Raw genomic sequence first — 24448 nt, forward strand, 5'->3', positions numbered from 1 at the left:
AAGCCGTAATGACAATATCGTCATTACGGCTTTTTTATTATAAATTTTTATGTGTTTCATAGAGATAAACAGGAATACCAATCGCAACAATTGTAAATGAAGTTAAGACACCGACAATGTCTGATTGGATTTCGCTAATTAGGACAAATGCGGCGCCTAAGATAGCGATGATAGGTGTGATTGGATATAGAGGTACAGAAAAAACACGTTTTAACTGAGTTCCTTTGTTCCGATGGCGTAGGATAAAGACGCCAATGAAAGTCATAACGTAGAAGCAATATACCGTAAAAATACAGATTTCAGATAAGCGGTCAGCATCAAAAAATAAAATCATGATAGCCGCAATACTCAATGCGACGCACGTAGCAATAACGGGTGAATGTGATTTTGGATGTAAGTAAGATAGCTGTTTATGGAAAGGTAGTTGTTTATTTTTACCCATTGCCCACATGATTCGAGGAAAAGTCATAATTTTCCCGTTCATACAACCAAGGATAGAAATAATCACCCCGATGTTCATGATTTTGCCACCAATTTGACCAAAAGCAATCTTGGCAAATTGTGGTGTGGCATTTTCACCTAGTTGATGAATTTGGTTAGCAGGCATGACACGCATAATACTGAATGAAACGAGAACGTAAACGATAAGGACAATTGAGATTCCTAAAACGATGGCTCTAGGTAATGTTTTTTTAGGATTTTTAATTTCATCCCCCATATTGGCAATCAGAATCCAGCCATCATAGGCAAATAATGTAGCTAGAATACCAACGCCAAAGTTACTAGTAGAGTGATTAATAGTTGTAAGTGATTGGCCAAGCGCATTTGAATTACCGAAAAATAAACCGAAAATAATAATTGCAGCAATTGGAAATAATTTACAAATAGTTGTGACAATTTGAAATGAAGCCCCGTAACGATTCGATAGCATATTGAGTGAGCCAATAAAAATAATTGCAATCAATGCAACTAGATGTGAATAACCAGTTGGGAGACTAAAAAAATCAACGATTAAAATAGCGAGATAGGCACCTAACGCAGCAATCATGGCTGGTCCGTAAACAATCACTTGCATCCAACCAGCTAAAAATCCCCAAATCTTGCCGTAAATTTTCTCCATATAGATATATAGGCCACCAGTTTGTGGAATCTGGGATCCAATTTCAGCAACAGTTAATCCAGCGGTTAAGGTTATGACGCCACCACATAGCCACGCAAGTAAAGCGTTTGTAGTAGAGCCGGTATAATCAAGCACCGAAGCTTGTTTAAAAAAGATGCCGGAACCAATGACAGTTCCAATGACTAATGATAATGCTGACCATAAACCTAACGATCTGTTTAGTTCAACTGCTGGTTTTTTTTCCAAAATTGAATCCCCCTTTTTATAAAATGAATACTAGAATCTTAGCATAACGCCGAGGATCGCGCAATTAATCTAATAACTAGAATGACATCAAAAAAGGCATTACTAAATTAAGTATTTTCTACCAAATTTAGTAATGCCTTTATATTGTGTTAAATGATGTAATCTTGTAACTGATTTGCGATGATTTTAGGGGCATCAATTTTTAATTTCGTCCCTAATTCTTCATAATCTGTTTCCAAGATTGTTGTTTTTTCGTTAATTAAATCAACAAGCTGTCCTTTATCGAATGGAATAAGGACAGTCATGACTTCATTGTCTTTAAAAACATTTTTTTTGATAATATCAACTAATTGGTTAAGCGATTTTTCATCACGAGCACTATAAGTGAAGTTATCATCAGAGAAAGTCGGATAAGCAATATCAGCCAAATCAGCTTTATTGTAAGCATAAATCATTGGAATATTTTCAACACCGATAGCTTTTAAGGTCTCTTCGGTTGTTTGAATCATTTCTTTAGCATGCTTGTCAGCAACATCAATTACTTGAATGAGTAGGTCAGCTTGAGCTGCTTCAGCTAAGGTTGTACGGAAGGCCTTAACTAGCTGATGAGGTAATTTGCTAACAAATCCAACAGTATCACTTAATAAGATTTGTTTTTTATCTTCAAATTGAATGTTACGAACGCTTGTATCTAATGTGGCAAACAACATATTTTTTTCAAAAACTTGTTTGTCTTCATCTTGTCCAATTAAACGCAACAAGCCGTTCATTGTTGTTGATTTACCTGAGTTAGTATAACCAACTAATGCAACCGTAGGAATACCAGATTTATCACGTTGTTTACGTCTAGTAGTTTCTTCCTTGTCCATTTCAGCTAGGTCTTTTTTGATGTGGTTAATCCGATTTTCAATAACACGACGGTCTAATTCAATCTTTGTTTCACCAGCACCACGGTTAGCAAGTCCACCACCAGATTGTTGATCTAATTTATCTTGCATCCCTCTTAAACGAGGTAATTGGTATTGAAGCTGAGCCATCTGAACTTGGAGTTTTGCTTCGCGTGATTGTGCTCTAGAAGCGAAAATAGCCAAGATTAATCCCGTACGATCCATAACTTCCATACCTGAAGCAGCTTCAAGGTTACGAATTTGAGTGGGTGATAGTTCATCATTGACAATTAAAATTTTAACGCCTTGTTCTTCACTGGCGGTCTTGAATTCTTCTGCTTTACCTTTACCAAAGTAGAGAGCAGCAGTAGGTCGATCCAATTTTTGACGAATATCTTCAACTGCATGCATATTGTTTGCTTCAACTAATGCTGCTAATTCTGACATTGTATAGTCTAAATTTTCGCGTTGTTTTTCGATACCGGCAATAAAAACATTAATGACTGGTATTTCTGTAGAATAAGTTTCTTTCATGAGAACCTCCTCGTGGAACTTAATTAATAGCTTAAGTATAACATTTATCGAGAATAATATTCGACCCGCGAAAGTCAGAATATTAATTAAATGAGAATTTTAAACAAATAATGGCCGTTTTCTCATTTATATATTTTTGTAGCATGCTTAAAAATGAGTTTTAAAGGGTTAAAAAGATGTGTGAATGCCTATTTAATAGATTAATTTGACTTTATTTAAAATAAATGAGAATTTACAGTTGATTTTAATCTTATTCTCATGTAAGATGAATTTACGTTAAAAAAAGGTAAATAAAAAAGGAGAGGTCATATTATGAAGTTAAAGTCAGTGTTGAAATTAAGTGGTGTACTTGCATTGTCTGTCATCGTCTTGGCAGCATGTGGATCTAAGTCGTCATCTTCAGGTAGTAGCAAGGAGCTGGCTGATAAACAAGTTCTGAACTGGTCGCAATCAGCAGAGTTACCTTCAATGGATATCTCAACGGTGACAGATACAATTAGTATTAATACGTTGAATAATACAAATGAGGGACTATATCGCGCTGGTAAAAATAGCAAAATGGAAAATGCGCTTGCTACTAAAACAACTGTTTCTAAAGATGGTATGGCATATACCTTCAAACTTCGTGATTCTAAATGGAGTAATGGGGATGATGTCACGGCGCAAGATTTCGTTTATTCATGGCAACGAACAGTTAATCCTAAAACAGCTTCACAATATGCATACCTCTTCTCAGGAATCAAAAACTATGATGCTATCAGCACTGGTAAGATGGCACCATCAACATTGGGAATCAAAGCAACTGATAAACATACGTTGGTCGTAACGCTTGATAAAAAATTACCTTATTTCAAATTATTGATGAGTTTCCCAACCTTCTTCCCTCAAAACCAAAAAGTTGTTGAAAAATATGGTTCAAAATATGGGACACAAAGTAAATACATGGTTTATAACGGCCCATTTAATTTAACGGGTTGGACAGGAACAAACTTAACTTGGAATTTAGATAAGAGTAAAACATACTGGGATAAAAAAGCAGTTAAGTTAACACAAGTTACTAACCAAGTATCTAAAGATACAACGACAAGTTACAACTTATATCAAAGTAAAAAATTGGATATGACAAACTTATCCGCAGAACAAGCTAAAACATTAAAATCAGATCCAGCTTATATTACACGTAAAAAATCATCAACGTTCTATTTAGAATTTAATCAAAAAAATAAACTATTTAAAAATCAAAAAATTCGTCAAGCCATTTCAATGGTTATCAACAGAAAACAATTTGTGGATAAAATATTGGGTGATGGATCAACTGTTTCAACAGGCTTAGTTTCAACAGGGTTAGCATTAAATCCTAAAACGGGAACTGATTTTGCTAAAGAAGCAACTGTAAGTTCAGCAACAAGTACAGATATTACACAAGCTAAGAAATTATGGAAAGCTGGATTGAAAGAAGAAGGCGTTAAGACGGCTAACTTCTCAATCATGAGTGATGATACAGATGGCGCTAAGAAAACAAATGAATTCTTGCAAAATGCTGTTGAGAAAAACTTATCTGGATCAAAAGTGACATTAACAAATATTCCATTTAAGTCACGTTTGGCAAGATCAACTAGTGGTAATTTCGATGTTGTTATTACGGCATGGGCAGCTGATTTCTCTGACCCAATCTCATTCTTAGATTTATTCACTTCTGACAATACACAAAACAACGGAAAATGGAAGAACAGTGAATATGATGCCTTAATTAAAGCTTCGAAATCAACTGATGCTGGTAATACAGAAAAACGTTGGGATGATTTAGTTAAAGCTGAAAAAATCCTAATGAAGGATCAAGGTATTTCACCAATTTATCAACAAGCACAAGCACAGTTACTAAGAACAACTGTTAAGGGTGTTATCTACAATGCAGCCGGTGTTAACTACAATTTCAAAGATGCTTACGTTACTAAATAAATAAGCTGTGGATTAAAATTTAACAAGTGAGAGCTAGCCATTATGGTTGGCTCTGACTTGTTTTAATTACATAATAAAGCAAAAGTGAGGGTCAGAATTATGGGTAAATACCTAGTTAAACGAATTTTTTATATGCTACTGACGTTGTTTTTAGTCGCAACCATTACCTTCTTTTTAATGAAGTTAATGCCTGGATCACCTTATGCGAATCAACAAAAAATGACAACGGAACAATTACACATTATGAATGAACAATACGGATTGAATAAGCCTGTTTGGCAACAATATGCCATTTACTTATTGGGCTTGATCAAGGGTGATTTAGGAACATCATTCCAATACAGTAATCAGCCTGTTTCATACTTAATTTCAAGTCGTATTGGACCATCTGGGCAACTTGGACTGCAAGCCATTATCTTCGGATTGCTCATTGGAATTGTGATTGGTGCTATTGGTGCCATTAACAAAAATACTTGGATTGATACCTCTTCAACTATTTTATCAATCTTGGGTATTTCAATTCCTTCCTTCGTATTAGCTGTTTTATTACAGTACTATGTTGGATTGAAGTTAGGGTGGTTACCTATTGCCGATTGGGGTGGATTCAGTTACACGATTCTACCAACAATTGCTTTGGGTGTTGGACCACTGGCGGAGACGGCTAGGTTCATTCGAACAGAAATGGTCGATGTCTTGAGTAGTGATTACATTGAACTTGCTAAGGCTAAAGGATTAACGAAGTTCGGGGTGGTTTTCCATCATGCTTTACGTAATAGTTTAATTCCATTAGTGACATTAATTGGTCCTTACACGGTCGCATTAATGACTGGTTCAATGGTTGTTGAGAACATTTTCTCAATTCCTGGTATTGGGGAGCAATTCGTTAAATCAATTTTAACGAATGATTTCCCAACAATCATGGGCGTTACTATGCTGTATTCAGCTGGACTAGTTGTTGTTATTTTATTAACAGATATCATTTACGGTATTATTGATCCAAGAATTCGATTAACTGGAAGGAGAAATTAACGATGGCAGATAAAATTGACCTACCAGTAGATGCATTTGAACCGTTAGATAAAAATAACACTATTGATAATGAAAAAATTGCTGCACCGTCGTTGACTTTCGTTCAGGATGCTTGGCGTCGATTAAAGAAAAATAAAGGGGCTTTTATCTCACTTTGGGTTCTTGTTGCCATCTTTATTTTGGCTTTTGGTTCACCCATTTTAGCGCCACACAGTGCGACGAAACAAAATGTTGAGTACACTAATTTACCACCTAAAATTCCAGGTGTTGACATTAATGGCATCAACGGTAAATTAAAAACGTCATCAGGTGACTGGTATGACGCGTATAAACAAAATAATATTCCAAAAGATAAATACTTTATTTTAGGAACAGATGTTTTTGGTCGTGATTTATTATCAAGAATTATGTATGGGACTAAGATTTCTTTAATTGTGGCATTAGTTGCCGCATTAGTTGATTTAGGTGTTGGGGTTGCTTACGGGATTTTGTCCGGTTGGCGCGGAGGCCGTGTTGATACAGTCATGCAACGAATCATCGAAATTATTTCATCTGTCCCTAACTTGGTTGTGATTGTTTTAATGTTATTAGTTTTCAAACCAGGTTTAACGTCAATTATTTTGGCAATTGCGGTAACAGGTTGGACAACCATGGCTCGACTAATTCGAGCACAGACATTGAAATTAAAAGATCAAGAATACATTCTTGCAGCTCGAACGTTAGGTGAATCACCGGTTAAAATTGCGGTGAAACATTTATTACCTAACTTATCGAGTGTCATTATTATTCAAACGATGTTCACGATTCCAAGTGCTATTTTCTTCGAAGCCTTCTTAAGTTTTATTGGGATTGGGATTAGTGCCCCTCAAGCTTCATTGGGCTCATTATTGAATGATGGTCAAAAGAACTTCCAATTCTTGCCATACCAAATGTGGTATCCGGCAATTGTCTTATGTATTATCATGGTTGCCTTTAACTTATTGGGTGATGGACTCCGTGATGCCTTTGATCCAAAAACGAAAGAGTAGGTGTTGAAAAATGACAGAAAATATTTTAGAAGTTAATCATCTAGAAATTAATTTTCATACGTATGCCGGAGATGTTAAAGCCATACGTGATGTTAGTTTTCATCTGGCTAAAGGTGAAACTTTAGCAATCGTTGGTGAATCGGGTTCCGGTAAATCTGTGACAACAAAAAGTTTGATGGGTTTGTTAGCTAATAATGCAGAAGTAATGGGTGGCGAAATTCTGTATCATGGTGAAGATTTACTTAAAAAGTCAGAGAAGCAGATGGAAGGGATTCGTGGTAAGGATATCGCGATGATTTTCCAAGATCCAATGACGTCTTTAGATCCAACAATGAGAATTGGTAAACAAATTGCTGAACCTTTAATGAAACACAAACATGTAAAAAAAGAAAAAGCGATGGCGCAAGCCTTAGAAATTTTAAAATTAGTTGGGATTACAGATGCTGAAAGACGATTTAAAGATTATCCTCATCAATTCTCTGGTGGTCAACGTCAACGAATCGTTATTGCAATTTCGCTTGTTTGTTACCCAGAAATTTTGATTGCTGATGAACCAACGACGGCTTTAGATGTGACCATTCAAGCTCAAATTTTGGCATTAATGAAAGAATTACAGTCAAAAATTGAAACGTCAATCATTTTTATTACGCATGATTTGGGTGTTGTAGCTGGAATGGCGGATCGTGTAGCGGTCATGTACGCGGGTCGAATTGTTGAATATGGGACGGTTGATGAAGTCTTTTATAATCCACAACATCCTTATACTTGGGGCTTATTGAATTCAATGCCAACCCTTGATAGTGAACACTTATATGCGATTCCAGGAACACCTCCAGATTTATTGGATCCACCAAAAGGGGATGCTTTTGCTGCTCGTAATGACTATGCAATGAAGATTGATACAGAACAACAACCACCATTTTTCGATGTGTCACCAACGCATGCAGCAGCGACTTGGTTGTTACATCCAAATGCACCTAAAGTGACACCGCCAGTTGAAATTCAAAGACGTTACAAGATTTTTGCAGAGCAACAAGAAACAAAAATTAAAGCGGATCAAAATTTGGTAGAAAACTAAGAAAGGGGCGCTGAACGTGGTTGAAAAAAAGAAAAACAAAATTTTAAAAGTACGTCATTTAAAACAATATTTCAATGTTGGCAAACTGGACGAAGTGAAAGCTATCGATGATATTTCATTTGATATTTATGAAGGCGAGACGTTTGGCTTGGTGGGCGAGTCAGGGTCTGGTAAAACGACAACGGGACGTAGTATCATCAATTTATATGAACCAACGGATGGTAAAATTGATTTCGATGGCGTGGATATTCGTAAAATTAAATCAAAAAAAGATAAATTGCAATTTCGACGTGATATGCAGATGATTTTTCAAGATCCTTATGCTTCTTTGAATCCACGAATGAAAGTGAAAGATATTGTGGCTGAAGGGATTGATATTCATCATCTGGCAGCAAATGATGAGGCACGCGCAAAACGGGTTGAGGAATTATTGGAGACGGTTGGTTTGAATAAAGATCATTCTAGTCGTTATCCACATGAATTCTCAGGTGGGCAACGCCAACGAATCGGGATTGCCCGTGCTTTAGCTGTTGAACCTAAGTTTATTATTGCTGATGAACCCATTTCAGCTTTGGATGTTTCCATTCAAGCACAGGTTGTTAACCTGTTGAAAGAATTACAAATTGAGCATAACTTAACGTATTTGTTTATTGCGCATGATTTATCAATGGTTAAATATATCAGTGATCGAATCGGTGTGATGCATTATGGTAAGTTGTTAGAAATTGCACCAGCGGATGAAATTTATACGCATCCCTTGCATGACTACACGGCTAGTTTGATTTCTGCAGTACCTGTGCCTGATCCTGAGTTTGAACGTAATCGTATTCAGGTTCCGTACGATTCATCAGTTGAAGCGGATGGCAAGCAACGTCGAATGGTCGAAATTTCGCCAGAACATTTTGTTCTAGCAAGTGATGACGAAGTTGAGATGTACAAAGAACGTGCCGCAAAAATACAGGCGCAAGAAGCCTAGAATGAAATCATGGAAGCCCTTTTCGAGTAATTGAAAAGGGCTTTTTTGTGTTCTAAAATTGTGTGTGATTTTAATTGGGGAATAAAAAACTACTGCCAGTGATAGAATTTCTATCACTAACAACAGTTATTGTAGAGCATGAATTAAGGGGCATCAACGCGACTTATATCGTGCAATTAGAAAAATTAGAGATTGCTCGATGATGATTATTTATTAAATTGAAATTAATGATCTAATTTAAAGTTTAATGCGAAGTTATAATAGAGGAGAAATTTAACGTTATTTTAGAATTTTTTAATCGTTGTATAAGACGTTTAGACCGTTAAAATGACTGATAAACGAAGTGCTTGTCAGCGACAGGAAAGGTGTGTTATGGTAAATGAAATTATCGGGGGGTAATCGAATGATTTTAGGTGAAGAAGTAAAAGTTGTAAGCGCACTACCATATGATGTTCGTTTATTGTTAGAAGAAAGAAACATTGCAGAAAATCAAATGAACTGGGGAGTCATTATTGATTTATTTCTTGAAAGTATCGCTACTTTTGCAGAATTTTATGGATTTAATGAGAATCGTAAAGCCTTATTTAAGGAGTTAAAAAAAGATAAACGTGAAGCAAGCCAAATAATAAAGATTTACAAGGAATACCGTGAGTGGTTTGAAATGTATAAGAATTATTTTGAAAAATTACAGAATGTTAGCTTTTTGACGATTTGCAAGTTAGCAAATGAAGATGTAGGCCTTATTTTATAGGATAATTAAAAAAGCACTATGGTTACTTTTTAATAAAGTAATCATAGTGCTTTTAATTTAATCTTTAATGCCGTCTCTTTTACGTTCACGTTCAGCAAGTATTGGCATAATGAAACCAAGACCAATCAGAACAACGATACTAATAATATTGATTGCTAATTGATAGTAGAATAATGAGCTACCCATTTTGACATCTTGAGGAATAATCCCGAAGATTGTTGCCAAAACAGTGACTACTAAACACCATAAACCAACAGCATAAGCGAGTTTATCATTCTTAATGAAGACATACTCTGATGGATATTTGTCACTATTTTTACGGATTTGCATGAAGGCGAAGAAAATCCAACAAGTGACACCTGGTGAGATGATTCCGTTTAAGTTAAGTAACCAATTAAAAATGGTATTCATATCTGGTAAGAAGACACCCAAGAAGAGGATGAAAGCACTCAAAGCACACGTTAAAATGTACCCATTAATAGGTAGGCCATCTTTGTTAACTTTAAGTAATTTTTTAGGCATATAACGGGCGCCTGTATCGGAAATGAGCATACGAGTCATAGCGTCAAGAAGAACAGCTAGAAGCGCACACATGTACACAATTTGGGTAACAGCGAAGGCATACATTAACCAACTACCCATGTGGAACTGATCACCTAAACGAAGGAACGCATAGTAGGAACCATTCATTTTGAAATCGTTAGGGATGTTATGCGCATTGAAGAAAATACCAAGTGCGAATGAGCCGAATACAGTTAAGAAAATGGTCATAACCGTTAACATGATCATAGCTTTAGGAAAATCTTTTTTAGGCTTTTTCATTTTTGTTACATAAGGGGCAATCAATTCTGCACCATTAATCGCATAAATTAAAAGTCCAATTGTTGTGAAGTAATGTAAATTAAATTTAGGAATTAAGGTGTGCCAACTCATGTTGGTTGTAGCAATATGACCAGATGGCGTTAATAATGAGCCAAATGCCATGAACACGTATAAAATCGTGAGGACGAACATGGCACCACCACCAATTAAACCTAAGAATTCTAATGAACCTTTGAAGAAACGTTGGATAAAGATAAAACCGATGAAGATAACCAGTGTTATCGAGGCAAACATAGCGGTCGATAAACTGTCTTCAAGGGCATTACTTCCATTGATTAACCAACCGAAGCCAACAACAACTGTGTTAGCTGTATCAACGACGTAAGGAATTGAAGCAGCCCAGTAAGTCCAAGCCGTGAAATAACCCAATTTTTCGCCACGAGTTCCACGAACCCATGAACTTAAGCCACCACCCTCTGAATTAAAGACAGAACCTAATTGACCTACCATTAAAGAGTAGGGAATCACGTATAATAGCAATAAAATAATCCAAGATGTAATAACGCCCATACCTTGATTTTGAAAGTTATAGACGATATCGTCAAAGCCAATGACTGTCACAAATGACATTAATGCCAGGACGGGCCATGATATAAATGTTTTTTTCTCGTTTTCCATAAGTGCCTCCCGAATAAATATGTAAATTAAACTAACAATTTATAAGTATAGTGAACTATGTAGTCAATTTCCATGGTAAATCCAATTAATAGTTAATGTAATCGGTTTAATGAGAATTAAATTAGGAATGTTAATAAGCGAAACAATTGATTTATCGTGTGTACTATGTATAATGGTACACATGGAACTTAATGATGAATATTAATGGAGGCTGAATAAAATGAAAGAAATAGTTGTAAGTGCAAAAAATGTAAAAAAAGTTTATGGTAAAAATAAAGAGAAAAAAACGGAAGCTTTAAAAGGGATTAGCTTCTCTGTTGAACAGGGCGAATTCATTGGTATCATGGGGGCTTCGGGTTCAGGTAAGTCAACATTGTTGAACCTGTTGTCAACGCTAGACTTACCCACTTCAGGTCATATTGAAATTAATCATCAAGATATTTCGAAGATACGTGGAGATAAATTATCTGATTTTAGAGCCCAACAAATTGGCTTTATTTTTCAAAGTTTTAATTTATTAGATAATTTAACAGCAGCTGAAAATATTACCTTACCATTGTCATTACAGAATGCATCTGTTGCAAAATACCAAGAACGGATTGACGATTTAACCAAAACATTAGGTATCGATGACGTCTTAGGACAATATCCAACTGAATTGTCTGGTGGTCAAAAGCAACGAGTTGCAGCAGTGCGTGCCTTAGTTCATAATCCAGCTATTTTATTAGCAGATGAACCAACTGGTGCTTTGGATTCTAAGAGTGCTAAGTCACTATTGTCAACTATGGAAAGCTTAAATAAAAAGGACCAAGTTTCTATCTTGATGGTGACGCATGATGCTGTCAGTGCCAGTTATTGCCAACGAATTCTCTTTATTAAAGATGGCAAGATTGGGCAAGAACTAATCCAAGGATCGAAAAGTCGAACGGAATTTTATCAAGATATTTTAAATGAATTAGCTAAAGTGGAACAATAATATTAAGAAAGGAGAGGGACTAAATGTTATTAAAATTATCTTTAACGGGAATTAAGAGTCGTTTTAAAGACTATTTAATTTTATTATCAGGATTAATCATGGCCTCGGCTATTTTCTATATGTTCGAGGCTTTAGCGACTAACCAATCGTTTATTAAACAAAATGTTATGGTTAAGTATTCGGCAATCATTTTCCAAATGGGGTCCGTTTTATTAGCGATTATTACGTTATTTTATATCATCTATGCTAATACTTTTTTAATGAGTATGCGGCAAAGAGATTATGGCATGTTTATGATGTTGGGGGCCAAAAAACGTAAAATTGGCCGTTTAATTTTTATGGAAACACTGATTGTAGGTTTGATTGCGACAGTTGTTGGTACGTTAGTGGGAATTGGCTTAACTGCTGGAGTTGGTCATTTATTAATCAATAAGATGGATATTTCAGCACAATCTTTTCAACCCTTTTATTTTCCAGCCATTCTGATAACATTACTTTTCTTCGTTGTTCTCTTTATGCTGGCTGCCGTGTTTAACCGTCGTGCTTTATTAAACACGCCTATTTTAAAATTATTAAATGAAGCAGAACAACCACAAGGTAAAACAATGAAACCTAACGCTATTTTGTTTCAAAGTGTATTAGGATTAGTGCTAATTGGAAGTGGTTATTATTTATTAAGTCACATGGCACAATACCAAGTAGCAGGCCTTTTTGGTTCAATTGCTGCCATTTTTATTGGGACCTTTTTAATCTTTAATTCGTTATTTAGTGGATTAGTTCAGTTGTTGAAACGGAGTAAAGGTTTCTCAGAAAAACAATTAAACACATTCTTACTGGGTCAATTGAGTTTCCGATTAGGAGAATTGAATCGCGTATTAACGATGGTTGCGATGCTATTTGCACTAGCATTAGGCGCTATAACAGTGGGGATGGGCTTCTCTAGTATTGTTGATGAAACAGTTGCGGCAACTTCTCCCTATTCTGTTGTTCTGCAGGATCCATCAGCAAAGGAACAGCATTTACTGGGCCAATTGACTGATAAAAAAGAAGCCATTTATGCGACTAAAAAAGTGGGTAAAACACGTTACTTTAAAAAATCAGATTTTGAAAAGTCACCACTTTATATGTACGATGAGTCTAAGAAAACCAGTATGACTTCTAGTCAGTTGGTTAAAATTAATCCAGCTAAAATGACCGCTAAAAATGAGGATAACAATTGGGAAGGCGCTGTTCGATCAACTTTAGAATCGGAGATGTTAGCGCCAGTAGTTGTTTCAGATAAATCATTTTCTGCGATTTCAGCTAAGACACAGCGCATTTATACAGTTAGATTGGCTTCGTTTAATGCCAACAAAGACAGTTTAAAAGCATTAAGCAAAGGGATTCCTCAGAGCCAGATAGATATGTCATCTTATCTAGTGAATACGTATGTTGTTTATCAAATGGTTAACGTCATTTATGGCGGTATGGAATTTATGGGCTTCTTCTTAGGAGTTGCGATGTTGGCCATGCTAGCAAGCATGTTGATGTTCAAAATTTTATCAAGTGCGGCAACTGATAAAAAACGTTATGATTTATTGAATCAAATAGGGGCTAGACGACAATTGATGAAAAAATCAATTAATCGTGAAATTGGGATTTTGTTCTTATTGCCAGGTATTGTTGGCGCCATTCATGTCTTGTTTGGGTTACAGATGTTTAAAATGTTGATTCCTGAACCTTATGACCATATTGCGATTCCATTTATCATTTTTGCAGTTCTTTATCTAGGTTATTATTGGATAACGGTTAGTTTGTATAAAGGGATTGTCTTGAAAAAATAAATAAAGAAGGCCTAATATTCAGTTAGCTAAAAAACTGAATATTAGGCCTTCTTTATTTCTAAATTGGTTGTTCGCCTAAGTTACCATAATAGCTCACTTCAATTGTATCGGGATGAATGATTAATTTGGTGACACTACCATTTTTAGGACTCGTTAAAATATCAATATCAGGTGCGTAACGTGAGACGATACTTCTGATTGCGGTACCATGACCTACTAACAGTACTTGGTCATTGTCATTTTGTCTGGCACGTAAAAAATCAAAAGCCTGATCATACCGGTTCCAGAATTCTTGGTTATCTTCGGCTAAAGAAAAGGGGTCGGCTTTTTTTATAAAATCACGAGAGTCTTCAATTGAATAGTTTTCGAGGATTTCAAGAAATGTTTGGCAGTTATAAGGTGCCCCAACAGTTTCCATGACTTCTTCGGTGTCTTGACCTTCAAAAAAACCATAGTATTCTTCTCTAAAAAGGGCCGTTTCAACTGGGATTAACTGTGCATTTTGGGCAATATGTGATTCTTTTAAAATAGTATCGAGTGTTTTTTCTGTCCGTATTGTATCACTTCGATAAATGGCATCAAAAGAGTGGTCTTGGAGTAATTGTCCTGCATGAGTCGCATCATTGATTCCTTTATCTGTAAGTGGTGAATCACACCAGCCCTGCATTCTTTGAAATGAGTTAAATAATGTTTGGCCATGACGAACCATATAAACGGTAAATGACATAAAAATCCTTTCGTAAATAAATATTTATTTTGTAAATAAAAGGTACTTAGAGCTGTCTAGCTTCTGATAAAAAGTTGCGCACAAATCACGAATTTGAAAAAATAAAAGTCTTTTATTTTATTTAAACCAATGTATACTAAATAGACGGAGAATTAAAAATATGAGATTATTTATTTATAGCTACTAGTAAGATAATACCGAATGAGGTGTTAATTACAAGTCTAGGTTTGATTATTTTTGACTACATCATTAAGAAGGAGTGTTTATTATTTTGATCACGTTGGCTGGTATTATTGGTTCAGGAAAATCTAGTATGACAAAAATTTTATCTGAAGAACTTGGGGTAGAAGCTTTCTACGAACCCGTTACAGATAATCCCGTATTGCCTTTATTCTACAAGGGTAACGAAATCGCTGCAAAAAAACGTGAAGCAGGAGACAAGGAAGCAACGAATCCATATGCTTACTTATTACAAACTTTCTTTTTAAATCGTCGTTTTAGAATGATTAAAGCAGCAATGCAAGAAGATAACAATGTCCTCGATCGTTCAATCTATGAAGATGCTATCTTTATGAAGATGAATACAGAAATGGGTAATGCAACAAATGTTGAATATGACATTTATCAAGATTTATTAGATAACATGCTTGAAGAATTACCATATGCAGCACATAAAAAATCACCAGATTTGATGATTATGATTAAAGTTTCTTACGAAACAATGGTTAGACGTATTCAAAAACGTGGCCGTGATTATGAACAAATTGAAACAGATCATTCTTTAGTGGAATACTACAAAACATTATTGCGTTACTATGAAGATTGGGAAAAAGAATATGATGTCTCAGAATTCTTAGTCATTGATGGCGATAAATATGATTTTGTTGAAAACGAAGCTGATCGTAACACTGTTTTAAATATTATTGAAGACAAATTACAAGAATTAGGTAATTTATCTGAAAAAGAAGTTATTGATTACAAGGAACAACGTAAAGCAATCTAAATCAAAAGGACCTTAATTCAGGTCCTTTTAATTTATCATTATTTATAACGACGACAATAAATTTTGATGAGATGCTAAGAGAGAAAAAAACTTATGATTAAGATCTTATCAATTGATACGAAAAAGACTGGTCTTGTAGTCATCAATCTTCAGTCTGTTGTTAAATTCATTCTTAAATACTTTTTACAGGGGAAGTTCAAACTCCGGTTAAAACTAAAGCTGTTTTGCAAAAAAAATCAAGCACTTATTGACGGATTTAACCGCAATAATCAGACAGGTCTAGTACCTAAATTGCATAAAGTAACCCTCCAATAAGCGTTCTTGACTGGGGTTAAACCAGATAATGGTATTGAAAAAGCATTAATAGGTGTCGAGAAAAATAATTTTGAAGCTATTGTTGTTGACGATGCTACTATTAATAATTCATCTATGATTCAAAAACGGATATTGCACACATTTGCACACATTGCTTTTACTGATGATTTATTTAATTCATGCGTGGTCTGGTGTTAAAAAATGATAGGTGATTTCTAAAAATAAAACTAGCTAATAAAACCAAATTTTGGTTTTATTAGCTAGTTTTATTTTATGCAATAGATTATAGCTATGATGCAATTTTTATCATAATTATATAGTTTTACTGCTTAAATTTTATATTTCAATATAATGCTTTATTGTGATTGAAATATGGATGGGTATTATGTTAAGGACTTCAGTCCAGTCAAAAAAAAAAGGTGGTTATCGGTTGTGCTCAATTACGCTAGATAAATGATTACAATGAATATATAGTTAATGTTGGGGGTAGGAAAGTGATAGATTATAGAATTAGTTATCTTATTTCAAATCAAGATAGAAATTTTTCATTAGAAAATGCGTCAATAGTTACTGGGTTACCGAAAGATAAATTGCTTGTAGAATTGCAAAAGGTAAAAAAAATAACGGCCGATCTGTTTAATTGCAGTTTTACAATTGATAAAAATAAGATATTTATTCCTCAGATTAGTTTAACAAAATGGGTAGATATCTTGTTTATGAAAAGAGAAACGGAGGTACTCTATTTAGAAAACGAAAGACAAGCAATGATTTACTTGCTGATTTTTGGAGATTTTAATGAATTTTCGGTATTTCATTTTCAAGAATTTTTTTCAGTAAGTAGGAACACAATTCTAAGTGATTTAAGAAAAATCAAAGGGTTTCTTAACAACAAGGATATTATTTTAGAATATTCTAGAAAAAAAGGTTACTTGTTGATTGGAAATGAGTCAGAATTACGAACAACTGCTTATATTTTATTAGGGAATCTCCATTCTAGCCCTAATGGTAAAAGATTGCTTTATAAGGGACTATTATTGAAATCAATGAATATTTATACGGATGTTCGTACAAAATTTTCAATGACGATTGAAAATTTTGATTTAGTATTTGTTCCAAGTCGGTTTGAGGAAATGACATATTTTATATCCTATTTAATATGTCGGTGTGAATTTCACGAAACTAACTTTTTAAAAGAAAATCAACAATTACTCCAAACATTGATTGCCTATCGTGCAAGTGGAAAATTTCTGGATAACTTTCCTAATATTAAAAATAGGCTGATGGAATGTTTATACTTTACAATTCTTTTTATGACTATTTTACAAGGAGAAATACGAGATACATCTTTAGAATTTCTTTTAGAATGTGCTAGTAAAACTATCCATGAAGTAGAACGTCTAGCAGGTATTGAATTTCAAAACTATCGAAGTTTATTATTGGATCTTTTTTATCATTTGGTACCAGCCTATTTTCGTATCAAATTTAATTTCCCACTGAATAATGTTTTGATAGAGGAAATTAAGCTTCAATATCATGAAATTTTTGAAATCACAAAAGTTGGCCTACTCCCTCTCAGAATGCTGACACAAAAAGTAATCCCAGATGAAGAAATTGGGTACTTTACAATTTTATTTGGTGGAGCAATTAAAAATGAAAAGGAAAAAAAACAATATTTTCATCCCAAGGCACTAGTTCTTTGTCCAAGTGGTATTAGTTCTTCTTTAATTATGAAATCAGAGTTACAAGAATTATTTCCGCAAATAATTTTTTCAGAAATTAGTTCATTTGATGAATACAAAAATGAAGCAATTAGTAGCGATTTTGATTTGATTTTTTCAAGTGTCTCTATTAGTACAGATAAAAAACTTTATGTAATTAATCCAATTATGTCAACATTAGAAAAGCACCAATTGATGCGAGAAGTTCAAGAAGATTTTTTATTTCCTAAAGTCTTAATTCCTTCTGTAGATGAGATTATTGATTACCTTATTCCGCATATTAACTTGAAAAAAGGAGTTACTAAAGAAAAACTCAACAAAATAGTTCAAAGAAGAATAAATAAAGAAATGAAAAGAAGGGAAGATGATCGACCAATGTTATCAGAATTATTAACGGAAGATATGATTCAATTATCAGATTCAAAAATGAAATGGGAAGAAGCAATTAGTTACGCGGCTGAACCCTTAAAAAATGAAGGAAAAATTGAATCTACTTATGTAGAAGCAATGATTAATAAAGTTAAAGATTACGGACCTTTTATTCATATAGGAAAGGGTGTAGCTTTACCTCATGCTCGTCCAGAAGATGGTGTTAATGAATTAGGAATGTCGATGTTAAAAGTAAAAGAGCCTGTTTTTTTATTAGATGATGAAAGGCATCCAATAAAAGTTTTTATTTGTTTAGCAGCAATTGACAATGAGAATCATTTGAAAGCGTTAGCTAGTTTAACTAAAATACTGTCTAATAAAGATAGGTTGGAAGACTTATTAGAAGCAAAATCAAAAGAAGAAATTTTGAATATTATAAATAAAGGGGAGAATGAATGATGAAATTTGCAGCAGTTTGTGGGTCTGGATTAGGATCAAGTTTTATGGTTGAAATGAATATCAATACTGTATTGAAAGATTTGGCTGTTGATGGGGTTGAAGTTGCACATTATGATTTGGGCAGTGCTTCACCGGAAATGGCTGATGTGTTCTTTGTAGGTGGTGACTTAGCAGATAGTGCAACGCATTTAGGTCATGTTATTGTTCTTGACAGTATTATAGATATGGATGAATTAAAAGCAAAGGTTCGAACAGTTTGTGAGGAAAAAGGACTTTTCTAATAAATTTTATGAAATTTATTAGAAATTCTATTAGAAAAGCTATTAGGTACAAGGAGGATAAGAAAAATGAATGGCATTTTAGATATTTTAGTAGATATTTCTAGTACACCAGCTTTATTGGTTGCATTGATTGCAATTCTGGGGAATGTACTACAAAAGAAGGATTTGGCATCTACCGTCAAGGGTGGGATTAAAACATTTGTTGGATTCTTAGTTGTAACTGCTGGTGCAGGGGTTATCGAAGGTTCCTTAGCCCCCTTCGGCAAAATGTTTCAAGCTGCTTTTAATATGCAGGGGGTTGTCCCAAGTAATGAAGCCATTGTTGCAGTAGCTCTGACAACATATGGCACCTTAACGGCGCTTACTATGTTAGCAGGTATGGTATTTAATATTATTATTGCACGAATAACGCGCTTTAAATATATTTATCTAACAGGTCATGCAACATTGTATATGGCATGTATGATTTCGGTGATTTTTAGTGTTACTGGAATGAATACATTCTCAGTAGTTTTTTTTGGTGGGTTAGCGCTGGGCCTCGCAAATACAATTTTCCCAGCAATTGTTCAACCTTTTACAAGACAAATTACCAAAAACGATTCTGTTGCCTTGGGCCATACAGGTAATTTTGGCTATTTACTCAGTGGACTAATCGGTAAATATGTTGGAAATAAGAAAAAATCTACTGAAGATATCAATTTTCCAAAAGGACTATCCTTTTTACGCGACTCAACTGTAAGTATTACAATTACGATGGCAACGGTTTATGTTATTGTTGCATTATTTGCAGGCAACAAATTTGTCACTGAAAAACTTAGTGATGGTACAAACTATATTGTTTTTTCTCTACAACAAGCCGGACTATTTGCAGCAGGCGTTTTCGTTATCTTAGCAGGTGTACGTTTGATTTTAGCTGAAATTGTGCCTGCTTTTAAAGGGATTTCAGAGAAACTGGTACCAAATTCAATTCCGGCATTGGATTGTCCGATTGTTTTTCCATACGCACCTAATGCAGTATTGATTGGTTTCTTGACTAGTTTTGTTGGTGGTATTGTTAGCTTAGTAATTATGGTATTAGCAGGTACAACGGTGGTTATTCCAGGTGTTGTTCCTCATTTCTTCTGTGGTGCAACTGCTGGAGTTTATGGGAATGCTACGGGTGGTGTAAGAGGAGCAGTAATAGGTTCTTTTGTTCACGGAGTTATTATCAGTTTCATGCCACTCCTATTGATGCCAGTTATGGGTGAATTAGGATTCCAAGGATCCACATTTTCTGATACTGATTATGGCATTGTTGGTATTTTTTTAGGAAACTTAGCCAATATGGGTGGTAAAGTATTTATTATTTCAGGAGTTATTGCTGTTCTTATTGTATTAATAGGATTGACTATTTTGGGAAAGAAAAAAGCAATAAAAACAGTTGCAAATTAGCTTCTACAAATAAATTAGGAGAGTGCATACGATGATAAATTCTCAAGTAGATGACATAAAAAAATTGGAATTATTAGCTACAAAGATTAGATTAACCACTCTGGAAACAATTAAAAATATGGGACAAGGTCATTTAGGAGGTTCTTTTTCTATTGTAGAATTATTGGCTGTATTATACGGGAAACAAATGAAATTTAATCCGAAAAATCCACAATGGGAAGATCGTGATTGGTTGGTATTGTCTAAAGGACATGCAGGAACAGGGCTTTATAGTGCGCTTGCTAATGTAGGATATTTTGATAATGAACTTTTGAAAACGGTTAATCAGGGTGGAACAAATTTGCCTTCACATCCGGATCGGATGAAAACTCCTGGTGTAGATGTCACAACGGGTTCTCTAGGTCAAGGAACATCTGTCGCGGCAGGTGTTGCAACCGGATTACGAATGGCACAAAAAGAAAATTATGTATATTTGATTGTTGGTGATGGGGAATTGAATGAAGGGCAATGTTGGGAGGCTTTTCAATACATTGCTCATTTCAAATTAAATCATTGTATTGTAATTATCGATGAGAATAAAAAACAATTGGACGGAACCACGGAAGAAATTCTTAATCCATTCGACATTCAAAAAAAAATGGAAGCATTTGGCTTCAAAACTTTAAAAGTAAAAGGCGATGATATTTCAGGAATTAATCAAGCCATTAATTGTTGTAAAGAAGTAAAGGATCAAGCAGTCTGCATCGTCTTAGATTCAATCAAAGGACAAGGAGTTACTTATTTTGAAAAAATGAAAGCCAATCATTCTGTTAAATTCAATACAGATGAAGTGAATCAGGCAGCCAATGAAGCAATCAGGGAATTAAAGCAAATCATTGAGGAGATGGCATAATGTTTACGTTAAATGAAAAAAAAGAAGTAGGTAAAGAGTTACGTATGTGTGTCGTAGATACATTGAAAGAGCTAATGGCAGGCAGTAAAAAAATAGTTGCTTTAGATGCAGATTTAGGTGGAGCAAGTGGTTGGACAGGGATGGCTAAAAGTAATCCTGAACAATTCATTAACGTGGGAATTGCAGAAGCCAATATGGTAGGAGTAGCGGCCGGATTAAGTTTAACAGATTGTACTCCATTTATTCATACATTTGGGCCATTTGCGACGCGACGTGTTTTCGACCAATTATTTTTATCTGGTGCTTATTCAAAAAATACAGTGAATATTTATGGATCTGATCCTGGATTTACTGTTGGGGTTAATGGTGGAACCCATACTACTTGGGAGGATATGGCATTGATGCGTTCAATCCCAGATGCAGTTGTCTGTGATGCGGCAGACGCAGTTCAAATGGAATGGATAATAAAAGAATTTAGTAAGACTGAAGGGATTCATTATGTACGTGGTAATAGGAAAGGTGTAGCTGATGTTTATAAAGAAGGCTCCACATTTAAATTAGGGCATGGAAATATTCTAAAAATGGGAGAAGATATTCTTCTTATTGCATGTGGGCAATTGATTTCTGAATGTTTGGCAATAGCCAAGGAACTAGAAAATGAAGGTATTTCTTGTGAAGTTATTGATATGTTCACAGTTAAACCGATTGATAAAGAATTGGTTTTAAAAGAAGTAGTGGGCAAAAAAGAAGTTATTACTGTTGAAAACCATTCAATTACTGGTGGTTTAGGAAGTGCTGTAGCTGAAGTTTTAGCAGATAAAGGACAAAATATACCTCTTAAACGTATCGGAGTAGACGAACGTTTTGGGCAAGTTGGATCGCCAAAGTTTTTACAGGATGAATTTGGATTAACAGCTATAAAAATTAAAGAAAAAATTTTGAATTTTTAGGGGAAATATTGTTGGTGAATATTTCTTATAAAGAGGTTGTGACATAAATTTCTGATAAAATAGATTAATTATGACAATAAAATACGGATATAAGTAAAATTAGGCAAATAATCACCACTCAAATTCGAGTAGCAATTAATTGCCTAAAATTTTTAAATTATTTAATTTTCACTTTAAGGGTATGGGCTAAATTCATTTTTCAATTTAGATTTTATCATCATCGTGGTGATTAAAGTATTCAACTTTAACTGAATCATTATCAATGATTAATTTAGTGACACTACCGTTTTCAGGACTTATTAAAATATCAATTTCTGGTGCGAAACGCGAAACGATACTTCGAATTGTTGTGCCATGGCTAACAACTAAAACGTTGTCGCCATCTTTAGCATTTTGACGTAATAAATCAAAGCCTTTATCACGACGTGCCCAAAAATCAGCATTGTCTTCGGCGTCGTGGAAAGGATCTACTTCTTTGAAAAAGTCACGAGCTTCTTCAATTGAGAATTGTTGTAAAATTTCAGTAAAATTAGCAGCACCATGTGGTTTACCGACAACAAACCAAGCTTGAGAAGAATCAGCACCTTCGTAATAACCATAACCTTGTTCCCTAAGGAATTCTGAGGTTGTAACCGTTAAGTCTGAAGCTGTTTCATTTTCAGATAAGATGTAATTAGCTGTACGATGTGCGCGGGTTGTGTCACTACTGAAAGCACTAGCAAAAGGAATCTTAGCTAATTTTTTACCAGTAGTGTGACCATCGTTAATGCCTTTTTCTGTAAGTGGTGAATCAGACCAACCTTGCATCCGATTGTACTTGTTGAAGAGCGTTTGTCCATGACGAACGAGATAGACTGTAAATGACATTGTGAACCTCCTGAAAGTTGTGTGATAAGTTTTATTATACGCTAAAGAAAATGATTAATCTAAAAATTTATGAATACCAAAACAGCTAATTCTTAGGTCTCTATGTCAAATAGTGTTGATGAAGCAAAAAATGATAAAACTAAAACCAAAGAATCTTACGATTCTTTGGTTTTTTTATGCCGTTATAAAGATTCTGTTTCTGAATGAATTGAAGGTTCTGTAACCGAAGGACACGCGTTTAATAACCTTGATTTTATTATTTATACCCTCAAGTGTTGCGTTGGAATATGAATGAGAAATGGCATTTAGTATATGTTCTTTGTGCTTGATTATTGATTGAACTGAAGTTTTAAAAAGATCATTCGGTGTTCCTTTTTCTTCTAGTTCCTCAAGAAAGGGAAGAAATTCTTCTGTTTTTTTGTATTTAATGATACGAATAATAGTTTGATAAATATGATAGGCATCAGAAAGTTCAGGTGAATAGGCTAACAATCGGTCCATTAAGTCTTGTTCAGTAAAAAGGCCTTTAAATAAAGAAAAATGTTGGTAATTTTTATAATCGAGTTTATCGGAATACTTGTTAAATTTTTTCCAATAACGCTTTAATACTAGCACATCTTTTTTACGAGATAACTGTTTAGAAGACCGTTCACACTCCTAAAATTGTGGTTTAGACGCTTTAATTTTACCATGTGAGAACTTTATGTTCTTTTTTTTGCGAAAAAATAGTGCCAATGATTTCTCATCAACACTCAAAAGTATAGAACACATTCTTCTTAGATTTAAGAATGCGCCGTTTTGGCAGCGAATCGTTTGAATAAATGTAGTAAACCAATCAAAATTGATGGAATCAGCGCAATTCCGGCAATTGACAGGAAGATTAATGAAAAATGGTCTTTAACAAAAGGTAAAGAACCAAAATAATAACCTACACTAGACCCGAAGGCGACCCAAAGTGTAACGCCGATTAAATTATAAAGACTAAAGCGGCGATAGTCCATGCGCACACTACCAGAAATAAGGGGGACAAAGGTTCTAATTAATGGGACGAAACGGCCAAACATGACTGTTTTTGCGCCGTGTTTAGCGAAAAAAGTATTTGCGGCACCAATTTTGGCTGAGGCAACCCTTTTTTTGAAGAAAGGTAATTTATTTAAATGTCGACCAATTTCAAAATTAACAGTATCGCCAAAAAGTGCTGCCACAAAGAAGACGGGCACTAATACGCGAATATCTAAAGTTTGTGTCGAGTAGGCAGCGATTGAACTGGTGAAAAAAAGTAATGACTCACCAGGTAAGAAGGGGAAAATAACAAGGCCTGTTTCGGCAAAAATGAGAACGAAAAGCGTTAAGTAACTCCAATTACCTAAAAACTGAAAGAGAGGTCCTAAGTAATTTTCAAAATGGGTAAAGATAAACCAAGCTTGTTCAAACATTATTTGGACCTCCAATCATTGAATTCTTACCATTATCTTAAACCGAAAACAGAGAAAAAACTATTAATTTCGTCGATATTTAGCTTTTATTAA

Annotated in this window: 21 protein-coding genes and 1 pseudogene; 15 read left to right on the top strand and 7 right to left on the bottom strand. The window is 34.6% G+C overall.

All coding sequences use genetic code 11. The features are described from left to right. Nucleotides 1–37 precede the first annotated feature (37 nt). A complete protein-coding gene (locus ACVPPR_RS01475; RefSeq protein ID WP_462304785.1) occupies nucleotides 38–1369 on the bottom strand; it encodes an APC family permease in 1332 nt (443 codons plus the stop codon). A gap of 146 nt (nucleotides 1370–1515) precedes the next feature. After that, nucleotides 1516–2787 carry a GTPase HflX gene (hflX, locus tag ACVPPR_RS01480; protein ID WP_462304448.1) on the bottom strand — a complete coding sequence of 424 codons (1272 nt, stop codon included), beginning with the start codon at nucleotides 2785–2787 and terminating at the stop codon, nucleotides 1516–1518. 312 nt (nucleotides 2788–3099) lie between these two features. Between hflX and ACVPPR_RS01485 the strand changes: the two genes are divergently transcribed. The 6 genes from ACVPPR_RS01485 (at nucleotide 3100) to ACVPPR_RS01510 (ending at nucleotide 9608) form a co-directional block, all read left to right on the top strand. Next, on the top strand, nucleotides 3100–4746 hold the full coding sequence (locus tag ACVPPR_RS01485; protein WP_462304449.1) for a peptide ABC transporter substrate-binding protein: 1647 nt from the start codon (nucleotides 3100–3102) through the stop codon (nucleotides 4744–4746). A 99-nt stretch (nucleotides 4747–4845) separates the two neighbouring features. Beyond that, nucleotides 4846–5775: an oligopeptide ABC transporter permease gene (opp3b, locus tag ACVPPR_RS01490; protein WP_462304450.1), complete on the top strand. Its 930-nt coding sequence runs from the start codon at nucleotides 4846–4848 to the stop codon at nucleotides 5773–5775. A gap of 2 nt (nucleotides 5776–5777) precedes the next feature. Beyond that, nucleotides 5778–6803 carry an oligopeptide ABC transporter permease gene (gene opp3C, locus ACVPPR_RS01495; protein WP_462298217.1) on the top strand — a complete coding sequence of 342 codons (1026 nt, stop codon included), beginning with the start codon at nucleotides 5778–5780 and terminating at the stop codon, nucleotides 6801–6803. 10 nt (nucleotides 6804–6813) lie between these two features. Then, on the top strand, nucleotides 6814–7881 hold the full coding sequence (locus ACVPPR_RS01500; RefSeq protein WP_462304451.1) for an ABC transporter ATP-binding protein: 1068 nt from the start codon (nucleotides 6814–6816) through the stop codon (nucleotides 7879–7881). A gap of 16 nt (nucleotides 7882–7897) precedes the next feature. Then, nucleotides 7898–8857: an ABC transporter ATP-binding protein gene (locus tag ACVPPR_RS01505; RefSeq protein WP_462298221.1), complete on the top strand. Its 960-nt coding sequence runs from the start codon at nucleotides 7898–7900 to the stop codon at nucleotides 8855–8857. A gap of 403 nt (nucleotides 8858–9260) precedes the next feature. Next, nucleotides 9261–9608: a hypothetical protein gene (locus ACVPPR_RS01510; protein WP_462298225.1), complete on the top strand. Its 348-nt coding sequence runs from the start codon at nucleotides 9261–9263 to the stop codon at nucleotides 9606–9608. A 57-nt stretch (nucleotides 9609–9665) separates the two neighbouring features. On the opposite strand, the gene ACVPPR_RS01515 is transcribed toward ACVPPR_RS01510, so the two are convergent. Further along, nucleotides 9666–11108, bottom strand: a complete 1443-nt coding sequence (locus ACVPPR_RS01515) for an APC family permease (protein ID WP_462304452.1) — start codon at nucleotides 11106–11108, stop codon at nucleotides 9666–9668. Between the two features lie 220 nt (nucleotides 11109–11328). On the opposite strand from ACVPPR_RS01515, the gene ACVPPR_RS01520 reads away from it, so the two are divergent. Further along, the gene (locus ACVPPR_RS01520) at nucleotides 11329–12084 is read left to right on the top strand and encodes an ABC transporter ATP-binding protein (protein ID WP_462304453.1); all 756 of its coding nucleotides are present in this window, start codon (nucleotides 11329–11331) and stop codon (nucleotides 12082–12084) included. Between the two features lie 23 nt (nucleotides 12085–12107). After that, nucleotides 12108–13907, top strand: a complete 1800-nt coding sequence (locus ACVPPR_RS01525; protein WP_462304454.1) for an FtsX-like permease family protein — start codon at nucleotides 12108–12110, stop codon at nucleotides 13905–13907. A gap of 58 nt (nucleotides 13908–13965) precedes the next feature. On the opposite strand, the gene ACVPPR_RS01530 is transcribed toward ACVPPR_RS01525, so the two are convergent. Then, nucleotides 13966–14634 (bottom strand): histidine phosphatase family protein, encoded by a 669-nt coding sequence (locus tag ACVPPR_RS01530; protein WP_462304455.1) that lies wholly within the window; start codon nucleotides 14632–14634, stop codon nucleotides 13966–13968. A gap of 271 nt (nucleotides 14635–14905) precedes the next feature. Here ACVPPR_RS01530 and ACVPPR_RS01535 point away from each other — a divergent pair, with 271 nt between their 5' ends. From ACVPPR_RS01535 to ACVPPR_RS01565, 7 genes are all read left to right on the top strand, one after another. Continuing rightward, nucleotides 14906–15637 carry a deoxynucleoside kinase gene (locus tag ACVPPR_RS01535; RefSeq protein ID WP_462298233.1) on the top strand — a complete coding sequence of 244 codons (732 nt, stop codon included), beginning with the start codon at nucleotides 14906–14908 and terminating at the stop codon, nucleotides 15635–15637. Between the two features lie 321 nt (nucleotides 15638–15958). Continuing rightward, nucleotides 15959–16150 (top strand): hypothetical protein, encoded by a 192-nt coding sequence (locus ACVPPR_RS01540; RefSeq protein WP_462304456.1) that lies wholly within the window; start codon nucleotides 15959–15961, stop codon nucleotides 16148–16150. A gap of 296 nt (nucleotides 16151–16446) precedes the next feature. Continuing rightward, nucleotides 16447–18498 carry a BglG family transcription antiterminator gene (locus tag ACVPPR_RS01545; protein ID WP_462304457.1) on the top strand — a complete coding sequence of 684 codons (2052 nt, stop codon included), beginning with the start codon at nucleotides 16447–16449 and terminating at the stop codon, nucleotides 18496–18498. Continuing rightward, nucleotides 18498–18779, top strand: coding sequence for a PTS sugar transporter subunit IIB (locus ACVPPR_RS01550; RefSeq protein ID WP_462304786.1), 282 nt, complete (start codon nucleotides 18498–18500; stop codon nucleotides 18777–18779). Before ACVPPR_RS01545 ends, ACVPPR_RS01550 begins: the two co-directional genes overlap by 1 nt. Nucleotides 18780–18845: 66 nt before the next feature. Then, on the top strand, nucleotides 18846–20210 hold the full coding sequence (locus ACVPPR_RS01555) for a PTS ascorbate transporter subunit IIC (protein ID WP_462304458.1): 1365 nt from the start codon (nucleotides 18846–18848) through the stop codon (nucleotides 20208–20210). A gap of 31 nt (nucleotides 20211–20241) precedes the next feature. Further along, entirely contained in the window at nucleotides 20242–21102 is an 861-nt protein-coding gene (locus ACVPPR_RS01560) for a transketolase (RefSeq protein WP_462304459.1), read from the top strand. After that, complete coding sequence (locus tag ACVPPR_RS01565; protein WP_462304460.1) at nucleotides 21102–22052, top strand: transketolase family protein; 951 nt, start codon at nucleotides 21102–21104, stop codon at nucleotides 22050–22052. Before ACVPPR_RS01560 ends, ACVPPR_RS01565 begins: the two co-directional genes overlap by 1 nt. A 204-nt stretch (nucleotides 22053–22256) precedes the next feature. Here the strand turns inward: ACVPPR_RS01565 and ACVPPR_RS01570 are convergent, their stop codons facing one another. From ACVPPR_RS01570 to ACVPPR_RS01580, 3 genes and pseudogenes are all read right to left on the bottom strand, one after another. Further along, nucleotides 22257–22919: a histidine phosphatase family protein gene (locus ACVPPR_RS01570; protein WP_462298235.1), complete on the bottom strand. Its 663-nt coding sequence runs from the start codon at nucleotides 22917–22919 to the stop codon at nucleotides 22257–22259. A 174-nt stretch (nucleotides 22920–23093) separates the two neighbouring features. Next, a pseudogene (locus tag ACVPPR_RS01575) lies at nucleotides 23094–23552 on the bottom strand (ISL3 family transposase); the annotation flags it as partial. Between the two features lie 149 nt (nucleotides 23553–23701). Beyond that, nucleotides 23702–24355, bottom strand: a complete 654-nt coding sequence (locus tag ACVPPR_RS01580) for a VTT domain-containing protein (protein ID WP_462304461.1) — start codon at nucleotides 24353–24355, stop codon at nucleotides 23702–23704. Between the last annotated feature and the right edge of the window lie 93 nt (nucleotides 24356–24448).

Source organism: Dellaglioa sp. L3N, from assembly GCF_054941095.1.